The organism is Candidatus Dependentiae bacterium, from assembly GCA_018266175.1.
GTDB lineage: Bacteria > Babelota > Babeliae > Babelales > RVW-14 > JAFEAY01.
Map to the genome: position 1 here is coordinate 49,134 of JAFEAY010000028.1, position 12,127 is coordinate 61,260.

At 43.2% G+C, this 12,127-nt stretch carries 5 protein-coding genes; all 5 read left to right on the top strand.

What is annotated here, in order from left to right; all coding sequences use genetic code 11:
- Positions 1 to 50 precede the first annotated feature (50 nt).
- The 5 genes from JST56_07475 to JST56_07495 all read left to right on the top strand — a co-directional run bounded on the left by JST56_07475 (position 51) and on the right by JST56_07495 (position 11,990).
- Entirely contained in the window at positions 51 to 4,871 is a 4,821-nt protein-coding gene (locus JST56_07475) for a hypothetical protein (GenBank protein ID MBS1988796.1), read from the top strand.
- Positions 4,872 to 5,125: 254 nt separating this feature from the next.
- Positions 5,126 to 5,836, top strand: coding sequence for a hypothetical protein (locus tag JST56_07480; GenBank protein MBS1988797.1), 711 nt, complete (start codon positions 5,126 to 5,128; stop codon positions 5,834 to 5,836).
- 95 nt (positions 5,837 to 5,931) lie between these two features.
- Complete coding sequence (locus JST56_07485) at positions 5,932 to 6,348, top strand: hypothetical protein (GenBank protein ID MBS1988798.1); 417 nt, start codon at positions 5,932 to 5,934, stop codon at positions 6,346 to 6,348.
- Between the two features lie 193 nt (positions 6,349 to 6,541).
- Positions 6,542 to 9,226 carry a hypothetical protein gene (locus tag JST56_07490; GenBank protein MBS1988799.1) on the top strand — a complete coding sequence of 895 codons (2,685 nt, stop codon included), beginning with the start codon at positions 6,542 to 6,544 and terminating at the stop codon, positions 9,224 to 9,226.
- Between the two features lie 157 nt (positions 9,227 to 9,383).
- Complete coding sequence (locus JST56_07495; GenBank protein ID MBS1988800.1) at positions 9,384 to 11,990, top strand: hypothetical protein; 2,607 nt, start codon at positions 9,384 to 9,386, stop codon at positions 11,988 to 11,990.
- The last annotated feature ends 137 nt before the right edge of the window (positions 11,991 to 12,127 follow it).

Sequence of the window (12,127 nt, forward strand, 5' to 3'; positions counted from 1 at the left end):
GCTTTCATGTGTAGGACTATATTTTTTATTTAAAGAAGGTGTACGAGCTTATGAAGAAATTTATAACTCGGCTTGCGATGGTTTTATTCGTGAGTCTGTTTATCAGTGGAATGATTGGTGGTCAATTTTTTCAGCTGAATGCTCAGATAGCAGATATTCAGCAATTGAAGCAGCGGTTTCCCGCAGGTTCAAAAGTTATGCTTGTTTCAGCGCACAATGCTCCTGGTCGATGGTATAGAGGTTTTAGAATGACCTATATGGCCAACTCAAGTGGAAGTTGGGTTATCACCGGCGAAGCTGATCTTCCTCTAACTTCAGGAAGCGCATTTGAATTTGAGATCCAATATAATGGAAATTTTATCAAACTTAAAACACCAAATGGAGCTTACTTAACACGTCGTTTTTGGCAACAAAACGTTCCTGAGTGGGATAGAGAATGGGGATATGTTGAAGTAGATGGTGGACCAAATAGCGATTGGATCCCTGATATTGTTGAAGACGCTACTCCATTTTTTAAAAGTATTGCGTATGATACTATCGCAGTTCGCTTACGTCATAATTTGACGGGATTAAATCTTAACTCGCGATATGGTCAAGGCTGGTATGGTTACTTAAGTATGAATCGTATGAGTGCTCGCATGGCCAATCTGCCAGAGTCTGTTTTTGTTTTTTACTTAATTAACTTAGGCAAAGCAAATCCAACCCTTGTAAATGAAAATACTCAGGTAGAACTTAAGGCTGCACAAGATGCACGCATAGCGGCAGAAGCCGATCGTGCAAAAGCTGCAGCAGAGTTAAAGGCTGCGCAGGAAGCAAAAGCTCTTGCAGAGCAGTTGAGAGTTCAAACAGAGCAACAGCAAAAGCTTGCAGCACAAGCGTTAGTCGATGCTCAAGCAAAACAAGCGGCAGCGCAACAAGCTCAAGATCAAGCCAATAAAGCACGAGCTGAACAGCTTCGTTTGCTTGATGAAGCGGCAAAATTAAAAGCAAGCATGGAGCAGATGGCTGCCAATGCAATTGCAAAAGGAACAGCTGATGCCAAAGCTGCTGCAGAGCAGGCTAAGGCGGCATATGAAGCATCTAAGGCTGCGGCTGATAAGGCTCAAGCTGATGCGTCAGCTAAGATGGCACAAGCGCAAGGAATGATGGATCAAGCAAAAGCTATGATGGCAGATGCTGAAAGAGTGAAAAATGAAGCGCTTGCAGCAATCGAAGCAATTAAAAAGCAAGCTGCTCAACAGATTGCTGATTCGCAACAGCAGGTTGCTGCAGCAAATGGCCAGCGAGATGAAGCCCTTGCTCAAGCAGCACAGGCTCTTGGTCAAATGGCAGCATTAAAAGATAGGCTTGCCGCACGTGATGAGCAGGCAGCAGCCCAAGCTATTGCAGCACAAAATCAGATTGATGCATTAACTCAAAAAATTGCTCAGCTTGAAGGTGAGCTTGCACGAGTTAAAGCAGAATCAGCAGCTAAGATTGCAGCGCTTGAAAAAGCAAATGCTGATCTGCAAAATCAAATGCAAAAGATGAAAGCTGATTATGAAGCGCAACTTGCTCAGGTGAGAGCGCAGGCACAGGCTCAGATACAAAATGCCCAAGCACAAACTGATCAAGCACAAAGCCAACTTGCACAGGCTCGTGCTGATGCTGCTGAATTACAAGCACAGCTGGATGCAGCTGTTACAGCAGCAGCACAAATGTTGACCGATCAAGCGGCACAATATCAAGCACAGTTGCAAATGGCTAAAGCATCAGCTGATGCTCGCGTACGTGCAGCTGAGGCTATGACTGCTCAGTTGGCTGATCAGTTTAAACAATTGCAGCAACAATTTATGCAAATGCAACAAGATATGCAAAAGAAGCTTGCTGCAGAAAAAGCAGATAAGGAGAGAATTCAAGCAGAGGCTGCATCAAAAATTGGTAACTTGAATACTCAGTTGGCTCAAGCTCAACAAGAAGCATCAAATGCTCGAGCTCAAGCACTTGCAGCTCTTGCACAAGCAGAAGATGAAAAATCTGATGAGCGTCAACGTGCAGCAGCACAAGCGAAGATGGTTGCCGATGCTGCGCAAGCACGCATTGAGATGGTCATGAGTATGCTGAATCAGGCACAAGCTGATGCCGATGCTGCAAATGCAGAGGTTGCTCGTGTTCGTAATCAAGCAGCGGCGCAGATTAATCAGATTAAGGCACAAGCGCAAGCTGATGCTTTAAGGGCACAGGCTCAAATAGATGCTGCAAATCAGAGAACAGCACAAGCGCAAGCTGAAGTTCAAGCAACACAAAAGCGAGCCGAAGAAGCACTTGCAGCTGCTCAACGTGATGCGTCGCAGGCAATGAATGAGGTTGCAGCACAAGCACAAGCAATGGCTCAAGCAGCGCGTGCTCGTCTTGCACAAGAGCAAGGAGCAACAGCTGCGGCTCAACAAGCAGCGCAACAAGCTCAACAGCAAGCTGCACAAACGACTGCATGGGCACAACAGCAAATAGCTCAAATTCAAGCAGAAGCACAAGCTGCTATAAAGGCTCAACAACAAAAAACACAAGAAGCACAAGCACGTGCTGATGCAACGGCCCAACAGCTGGCACAAGAGCGTCAGCAATTTGCGCAAGCAATGCAAGCTGCGCAAGCAAAAGCAGATGCGGGTGATGCAGCAGCTCAACAGCAGCTTAAGCAGTTAGAAGGTTTGCTTGGTGCAAGCAAGAATCAATCAGAAGCTTTGAAGTTTGCGCTTGAAAAGTCACAAGCAAGTGAAAAAGCTGCAAGTGATTATGCACAAGCGCTTGAAGGTGAAATAACAAAAGTAAAAGAACAGGCAACTCAAGCTATTAATCAAGCTAACAAGGAAAAAGCTGCAGCTTTAGCGGTTGCAAATCAAGCACGCAAAGAAGCTGATGATGCTCGACGTAAGGCCGAGGAAGCTCGTCAAGAAGCTGAACTGACAAAGACTGCAGCTGCAATTGAAGCGGCAAAGTTTGCTCAACAAGTAGCAGACGAAGCGGCTGCTCGAGTAGCAGATGCTGATCAGCGAGTGGCACAGGCAAATGCTCAAGCGGCACAAGCAAAAGCAGAAGCAGAGAAAGCAAAGGTAGATGCTCAAGCGGCAGTTGAAGCAGCGCAAGCAAAAGTAGCGCAAATGGGACAAGAAGCTGCACAAGCACGAGCTGAAGCTCAAGCTGCAAAAGAAGAGGCTGAAAGAAGTAAGTCCGCTACAGCTGATGAGTATGCACGAATGCTTGCTCAAAAAGCTGATGCAATGGACCGTAGTGTCGCAGCTGCAAAATTAGATGTTGAAAAGGCTCGTCAAGAAGCTGATGCAGCAAAAGAGGCTGCAGCGCTTGCTATAAAAGCTGCGGTCGAAGATGCTCAACGGGCAAAAGATGATGCGGCAAAAAAAGTAGAAGATGCAAATAAGCGTACAGCCGATGCTCAAGCAGATGCTGCAAAAGCACGAGCCGATGCAATGGCTGCTCAGCAAAAAGCAGAACAGTTGATTGCTCAAGCGCAAGCAGGTGGTGATGCAGCAGTACAAAAAGCTGCACAAGAAGCTCAAAAAGCTGCGGCAGAAGCACAAGCAAGAATAGCAGCTGCTGACCAACGAGCAGCACAAGCCCAACAAGATGCTGCTGCAAAACAACAGCAGGCAGAGGCTGCACGAGCACAAGCAGAGCAAGAGCTTGCACAAATTAAAGCCCAAAAGCAGGCAGAAGTAGCACAAGCTCAGCAAGAAGCTGCATCTGCAAAAGCATCTGCACAACAAGCAAAAGAGCAAATTGCTCAGTTACAACAAGCGGCTGATGCAGCAATTAAAGCGGCATTGACGGATAAGAGTGAAGCAACTCAGGCTGCCGCTGCAAAAGCAAAAGCCGATGTACTGACAGCTCAAGCAGAGTACAGTGCACGACTTGATGAAGCGAATGCAAAAAATAAAGCAGCGCAAGCTGAATTACAGCGACAACTTGATCTATCAAAAGCTGAAGCAAAAGCGGCTCAAGAGGCAGCACAAAAAGCAAAAGAGTCAGAACAGCGTGCGTTAGCTGAAGCACAAAGTATTCGCGATGCTGCAACAAAATCAATTGAAGAAGCACGAGCAAAAATTGCACAAGCTGAGAGTTTAAAAACTGCAGAAGCTATGAAGGAAGCAGAAAAAGCTCGAGCTGAAGCAGCAGCTATGAAAGCTCAATATGACAAAATGCGTGCGGATCTTGAGAGTCAGCGAGTTGCTTCAGAGAAGGCAAAAGTAGATGCCGCAAAAGCAGCAGCAGATCATTTAGCTCAAGTTCAAGCAAAACTAACCCAAGATGCACTTGCTGCACAGCAAAAGGCTCAAGCAACAGCTCAAAAAGCACAAGCGTTAGCGGCGACAGATCCACAGAAAGCTGCTGCAACAATGGCAAAAGCTCAAGCTCAACAAGCTGGAGCTCAAGCATTGCAAAATCAAGCAGCAGCAGTACAAGTAAACCGTCAACAAGAGTTAGCTAAGGGTCAACAGGCACAAGCAGGCGTTGCACAAGCACAACAAAATCAAAAAACACTCAATGCTGCGCGTCTTGCAGTGCCATCAGCTCAAAAGAAAGCTCCAGCAAAAGCTGCAAAATCTAAAAAGGCAGCTCAAGCTCCTGGAAAAGCCAAAGGTAAAAAAGCTCAAGCTCGTGCAAAAAAACAGGCAAAAGGAGCGGCCGCTCGTGGCAAGCAAGCGGGTAAGCAAGCAGGCAAGCAAGCTCAACGCAAATCAGCCACTCAGCCTGCGCGACGTGCTCAAGGTAAAAAGGCCAGCAAGCAACCAGCAAAGCGTCAGCAAGCTCAACAAAAACAACGCCAACAAAGACAACGTCAAGCAATACCAAGTAACCAGCTCCCTGCAGCATAAGCTTTTTGTATAATAAGGTTATGAAACTTAAGGCGGATGTTTTAATGACATCCGCCTTTTTGCTGGAATGGATATGCTATGGTTGCTGTTTTCTTTCTCAAGCAGAAGAGTCTTTTGTTGGCAAAAATTTGCTATTATTAAAATAACCTTGTTATTATTCATCGCTCATGCTTATAATAAATACAGTTAGAAATGTTATGCCTGTTTTAGATGTATCTAAAAAACTGTATAAAAAATTATAGCATGAGGGGATTATGAAGAATTCTCATCTTAAGCATATTAAGCGGATTGGAATTTTATTATGCCTTCTTCTCGTTTTATGTTCGGCTGAATATTTAATTGGAGTATCAAATCAAGATTGTTCTTTGGCTTTACCTTCAATGCCGAGTAAGGCTCTTCAAAAGAAAATAAAAGCTCGAGCTTATGCTCAGCGAAGAATCATAAGAAAAAAAATGGAGGCAGCCCTTGAGCAAGCTCAAGCTTTGCATCCGCATTTGTATCGGCAATTTGGTCATTTTAAATATTATACCAAGCATCGTCTTGCACTTTGCTTGAGATCTGCTTCTTATCAATATAAAAGAGAGCAGGCTGTACGCTTAAAGAAAGCGTTGTTGAAAAAGAATATGAGTACAAGAAAAAAATTGATTCGAACTATTCAGGGCAATCAATGGTTAGAGCAAGGGTATTTATGTAAAGATATTGAGCTCATCAGCGCTCTTACGCTGCTTTTTGAACAAAAAGATTCTAAGTTGAAAAATAAATTAGAAAAAGTAGATGAAGAAGCACGTTCTATTGCAAAACGCCTTTTAGATGTGCAGACATTAATTTGTAATGCTGAAAAGGAGAGGGAACTCCAGCTTACACGAGCCCAGCGTTTTGCACAAAGACTTGTCACAGGAGATTTAGCATTTTCAACAGAGTTGTTTTCGGTAATTCCACCAGCTCAACCACTTGATGAAATATAGATTCATAGAATCGCTTTATTTTTTTTTAACCTTTATTATCATTTTCTTAGGTCTGAGTTTTTTACACATATTTATGTTCAAAAGGAGAAGATGATATGAAAAGATATTTAAAGCCTGTTGTAGGTGTTGGCACTTTTATGTTGAGCCTCATTATGCTTAATGCTGCAGACCAGGTTGAACAAAAAGCGATAACCGCAAATAAGTCTGCTGTTGCACAGGAATCACAAAAACTTGCAAATACAAAGCCTGTACGCAAGCCGGGGCAAATGGCTGAGCGTTATAAAGCCCGCGCTGCTGGAGCTGCGCAACGACGTGAACGGCTTATGGCTATTCGTGAAAAGCGCAAAAAAGCTCTTGAAAAGCGAAAAGCTGATAAAAAAGCTCAAGCAGGTTCTGGAATAAAAAAAGCCACTTATGCAGGTAATAAGCCAGCTGCGCCACAAAACAATATGCTCAAGCAGAATAATCCTATCGTTCTGAGAAATTCTACAACACAAGTAAAAAAATCATAAAAATTGGGCGAGCATCATGCTCGCCTTTCTTAATTCAAGTTATTTAATGATCAAAGACATTGAAGAATAAGGTTGTTAACCTAATCGTTAACGGAATAAGGTAGCTACACTCTTGATTCTGGTATCAACAAAATTGTTAAACTTAATAAAAAGTTGTTGAGCCATCAGTCATCTTTCAAGAAAGAGTTTAGCTATGAAGAAACTTTATTATCGTTTTTTAATTATAAGCTTTGTAGCTTTTTTGATAGGGAGTTGTTCACTTTTTGCAATAGTTCCTGCTCCGGCTCCCGGGGCCATACAGAGTCTTCCTGGGCTAACACCCTTGCAGCCGTTATTAGCAGTTCCTCCAGCTCCAAAGCCTGTTGCGGCACCAGCACAAGGGCTTCCAGCTTTAACACCAATTCAGCCTGTCCAAGTTGCTCCTCCAGCGCCAGTCATGCAAGGAGCCCCAGCGCTTTCTGCAATTGCTCCATTGGGTGCCTTGCCGGGATTAACAACGCTTCAGTCATCTCCAGCTGCTCTTCCAGCGCCAAAGCCTGTTGCAGTACCAGCACAAAGTCTTTCAGGATTAACGCCTATTCAACCAGCACCGATTGCTGCCCCAGTACAAAGTATTCCTGCACTACAGCCAGCTCTTGGTTTTGCTCCTGTGCCCCAACCAGCCGCTTTTCCAATCCCGGCAGCTCAAGTTCCAGCCCAATATCAACCGGTGCAGCAAGCTTTTGCGCCAAATTTACCAGAAGTTGCGGCTCCTGCTCCTGCTGCGTTACCCGTCCCGGCTCCAGCCCAAGAAGAGGCTGTTAAGGCTGTTGATAGTGTTGCACTTCAAGCGTTTCCCGAAGGGACTCGTGTAGCGATCTCATTTGTTGGTCAAGGTAAGGATGCTCGATTACTTAAAGTTACTCGTGGTATTTATGTAGCGCCCATTGGAAATAATCCCTTTGATCCAAAGTGTCAGTTTATTGTAATGCGCAAAGGCAATTGGATTGGATTCAAATCTGAATTCTTAAAAGATCGAGTATTACAATCGGATTTAAAAAGTTTAATTGTTCATTTTCCAGATACAAATTTTAATGATGATAAATACAAAGCAGCTCACTGGTCAGCCTCTTTTATTAATTCTCGAGATTCATCAAGTATCGTTCGTTTACAAAATCGAGACACGCAAGGGTTTTTGAATTTTCCCTCAGAGAATTGGGCTGAGGGTCTTGCTTGGACTGCGCTTATACCAGCAAAGCCAGCAACCGCTACAACACCTGCGGCCCCTGCATCACCTGCAACAATTGCGGGAGAACTTGCTCGCTTAAGGCTTGTAAAAGTTTCAGGATTGCCAAAAGATGCAGGCAAAGAGACTGGTGGTAAAGACTATGTTTATACACCTCGATTGCATAAGAAATCAGTGCCTGTTTACAATCAAGAAGGATGGAAGTTTCAAACTCCTGGAACAGGGTATGTTGTTTTTGATGCACGAGCAAAAGAGAGTATCGTTGTAAGTTTTGCAACGGTTGCAGATAATCTTACTGACAATATGTATTGCTTTATTATTGGTGATGAAAAAAATACACAAACAACAATTCGAAAGAGTGTTGGCGGATCAATTTTTTACAAGCTTGATACTACTGCTGGAGCATCAAAAAATGTTGTAATTACCACTCAAGCATCAGAGCAAAAAGATCATCAAACATTTGATTCGTATTGGCTGAAAGTTGATAACGGCGTTCTTACCTACGGCAAAGGGCGTTCGGTTGGACAAAATGAGCTTTTGAAATGGACAGACCCAGGCAAACCCCTTAAGGTTCAATTTATCGGCTTTGCAGGTGGTAATTCAAAAGTTGATTTCAAAAATATAGAAATTGGTGGCAAAGAAAAGATCGCTGCTGCAATTAATCTTCCAATTGGGTTTTCTCAAGAATCAGGGTCGCTCAAGCGTATCGCGGTTGGCTCATATAAAGGAGCATTAGCTCTTTGGGGTATTGGGATTGACGGCAGCTTGATGCGTTGGAAGTCTGACACTATGGCATCAAATCCATGGGAGCAACAAAAAGCAATAACCAAAGATGGTTCAGCGATACCATCGTTTCAAGATATTGCTCTTTCATCTGATGGTCATTTAATTGCTTTAAGTACTGATGGTGTTGCCTATTCATATGACTGGGATAGTCAGCGCTTGAATATTATTGATACCGGCATGCAGCGATTGAAGTTGCGGAATGTATCTACTGGACATGCTGCAAGTATTTGGGCTGTTGGGCACGAAGATGGACGCATTTATCAGCTTGTTAAGCAGAGTTGGCAATCTTGTTCTGATCCAAAGAGTGGTAAACGAGTAGCGGCATCTCTTGATGCAGTTTTTGCATTGAGTGAAGATGGAAAGGTGTACCGGTATGCTGGAAATAAGCGTTGGATAAAAGTTCCAAGTAAAGCTTCATTCATTGATCTTGCAGTGGTAAATAAAGAGCTTATTTTTGCAATTGATCGTCGATATAACATCTGGCAATATACGCCATCAAGCAACTGGGCTCCTGTTGCAGGACAAAACAAGCAACGTTCTTCAGGCTGTGTACAAATAGCTGCAAACGCTGCAGGTACCATTGCGGTGCTTGATAGCTCTGGAAATATTTACAAAGCACGTAATGTTGGGGTTCCAGAAAATAAAGCAAAACAGATGATTGCTCAGAGTCTCAAGGTGCTCAGCCCTGTTAAAAAGCAGAATCAAAAGAAAGTTAAGAAGCAAAAAGCAGTCTCTATGAAAAAAAGACCTGCCGCAAAACGCTTGAAAAAACAATCAAAAAAATCAAAGAAGGCTTCAAAAAAAAGCGTAAAAGGGGCCAAGAAAAAAATGAAAAAGCGTAAAAAAGTTGCACATAAAAAAATGTAAATAGCGGTAATAACCTAAAGTTGCTTTTTGCAGAAAGTATTGACTTATGGCGAATTGTTAGTCTTTGCTAAGATCTATGTGATAACTGAAAAAAGAGTGTGGGTTACGCTCTGCACTTGAAGAAGTTTTATCCAAAAACAAAAGGAGATGGGAAGTTATGAAGAAAACAATAAAAGGACTTAAGCAAATTAGTCTCGTATTGCTTATAGCAATGGGATTTACAGGAGTTGAAAGAATAATAGCTGCTATGCCTGCAATGAGTGGCAGTAAACCTAAACCTAACAAACCTAAGAAGCCTAAGAAGCCTTCAAAAAAGCCTTCAAAAAAGGGTGGTAGTAAGAAAAAAGGGTATAGACCTCCATCATCAGGTGGTCCTCGATCGTACCTGAAGCATGGTTCAAAAAACTCAAAAGTTCGTGCTGAAAATGCAGCAAAAAAAGCTCAAGCTCATGTTCAAAAAGCTCAGCAAAAATCAGCGCAAGCCGATCAAGAAATAGCAGCAGCAACTACTGCTCGCGATAAAGCTCGTCAAGATTTAGATGCAGCTAAAGCAGCAAAAGATGCAGCAAAAATTAAAGCAGCTCGTAAAGCTCTTGAAAAAGCATCGCAAGCATTGGCTCGTGCAAAAAGAAAAAAAATCCTTGCAGACAGTATTTTGAAGAAAGCTGGTGCAGCGGTTCAGAGTGAAACAAAAAAAGCACAGCTCTATGCAACGCAAATGGATGCAAGTGAAAAAGAAAAAGCGGCAAAAGCAGCTTTAGAAGCAGCGTCAGCTAAACTTAAAGATGCTTCAGGTAGTGATAATGCTGCTGCTGCATCAAAGGAAATTGCCAGTGCTTATAAGGCTTATGAAGATGCAAACAAGGCTGCAGCTGAAACAAGAACAGCTTTGATCAATGCTTTGGTTGCTTCAATTAAAGATAAGCAAGAGACCTGCGTAGCGGTTGATCAACAAAAAGTTGCAGCTGTTGGGCAAGTGGAAGCTGCAAAGCAAGATGATAAAAAAGTTGCAGCCGATGCTCGTCAAGCTGAAATCGATGCTCTTGCATTAGATCCTTCAAAATCAGCTCTTCTACAGGGAGCAAAAGTAGACTTGGATAAAATTAAATCAGCGCTTAGTTCATTTGCAGACAAATTAAAAGCTGCTAAAGATAAAGCTCTTGCAAAATTAAATGCTGAAAAAGCATCACTGCAAGCTGCTGCTGAGAAAGAAAAAGCAGAAGCTGTAGCGCTTGCAAAGAGCCTTGAAGAAAAAGCTAAAGCATCTTTAGCTCAACTTGTTAATTCAGCAGTTAAGGGAGCATCAGCTGTTGTTGGTGGTGCTGCGGTGACTGTTGCAAGTGGTGTTGCAAATGCATTAAATACCGGTGTTCAGGCTGCGCAACAAGCGGTTTCTGCAGCGGTACAAAAAGCTTCAGAGATCAGCAAACCTCGTGGTGATCGTCGCGCTCACTTTGCAGAGATGTTCAAAAAACTGATTGATGAAGCAAAAGAGCTTGCAAAGCCTGTTGATCCTTCGGTAGCTATTACCACTGTGGTTGGTGCGCCAGCGGTAGCGTCGGCAGTTATTGCTCCAGCAGGCATCAGTATTCCAGCCGGTTTTGCAAAAGATGCTGATGGCATGATTTGGGCTTCAGTTGGATCTGCTGCAGGAAAAATGGTTGCTTGGGCTGTTGGAACTGATGGAAATCTCTATCAGTATACAGTTGGTACCATGACCAATAATCCTTGGGCTCGTCATACTGCAACTGATGTCAGTGGTGCTGCTTTGAGTGGATTTACATCAGTTTGTGCAACTTCAAATGGCGAAGTATATGCGGTAGCAAAAGGTCTTGCTTATAGCCTTGATCAAAGTACCCCAACTGCTCCAAAATGGTCTCCAATTGCTCCTGGTGCAGGAAAAGAAGCATTACAACTAACAGAAATTTCTGCTGGTCATGCTAAAAATATTTGGGCAGTCGATGCAAAAGGCAAGAAACTTTATCAACTTGGTGCAAATGGTTGGGATGTTCGCTCAGATGCAGGTAAAGCTGTTTCTGTTGCAGCAGACAATACCGTATATGCTTTGAATCCAGATGGTGCGATCTATCGCTTGGCTGCAAGTAATGAGTGGGTGAGTGTTCCTGCGACGGTTAAGTTTGTGAGCATTGCAGTAGGTTCAAAAGACCTTGTTTATGCAGTTGATAGCTCAGGTACATTAAACCGCCTTTCAGCAAGCGGCTGGACCGTTGAGAATGGTGCAAATGGTCAAAAGACATCAGGTCTTGCAGCAGTAGCAGTTAACGCTGCGGGAACAACGCTTGCTATTGATACCAATGGTGCTCTTTATCGTAAGGACAGCAAAGGTATTGACCCTGCTCTTGTAACCAAGATGATTGGCGCAAAACCACTTGCTGCAACTAAACCAGGAACTAAGGCAATTGGTCTTAAGAAAAAAGCTGCTAAGAAGGCCAAAAAAGCTCGCGGAATTACCAAGAAGACTCGTAAAGCGGCTAAAAAAGGCGCTAAAAAAGCAACCAAAAAAGGCGCTAAAAAGGGTGCCAAGAAGTCAGCTAAGAAAGGTGCTAAAAAAGGCGCAGCTAAAAAGAAATCAGCCAAAAAGGGCGCTAAAAAAGCAACCAAAAAAGGCTCTAAGAAAGTAGCCAAGAAGGGCGCGGCTAAAAAAGGTGCTAAAAAAGGCGCTAAAAAGTCAGCCAAAAAAGGTGCTAAAAAAGCCGGCAAAAAATCATCAAAAAAGAAGGCTAAAAAACCCGCTAAAAAATAAGCTGATGCAAGACTAATAGAGCGCTTTAAACGCTCATGCAAAATAGGGTCGGAGTTATTTCTGACCCTATTTTGCTTTGGGATGTGAATAAGGGTTGGTTTTTAAGGAACCATTGATTTTTACAAGCTGTGTGGTGT

Coding starts and splice junctions, on each gene's coding strand:
- JST56_07490 (MBS1988799.1), top strand. CDS start 6,542: ATGAAGAAACTTTATTATCGTTTTTTAATTATAAGCTTTGTAGCTTTT.
- JST56_07475 (MBS1988796.1), top strand. CDS start 51: ATGAAGAAATTTATAACTCGGCTTGCGATGGTTTTATTCGTGAGTCTG.
- JST56_07480 (MBS1988797.1), top strand. CDS start 5,126: ATGAAGAATTCTCATCTTAAGCATATTAAGCGGATTGGAATTTTATTA.
- JST56_07485 (MBS1988798.1), top strand. CDS start 5,932: ATGAAAAGATATTTAAAGCCTGTTGTAGGTGTTGGCACTTTTATGTTG.
- JST56_07495 (MBS1988800.1), top strand. CDS start 9,384: ATGAAGAAAACAATAAAAGGACTTAAGCAAATTAGTCTCGTATTGCTT.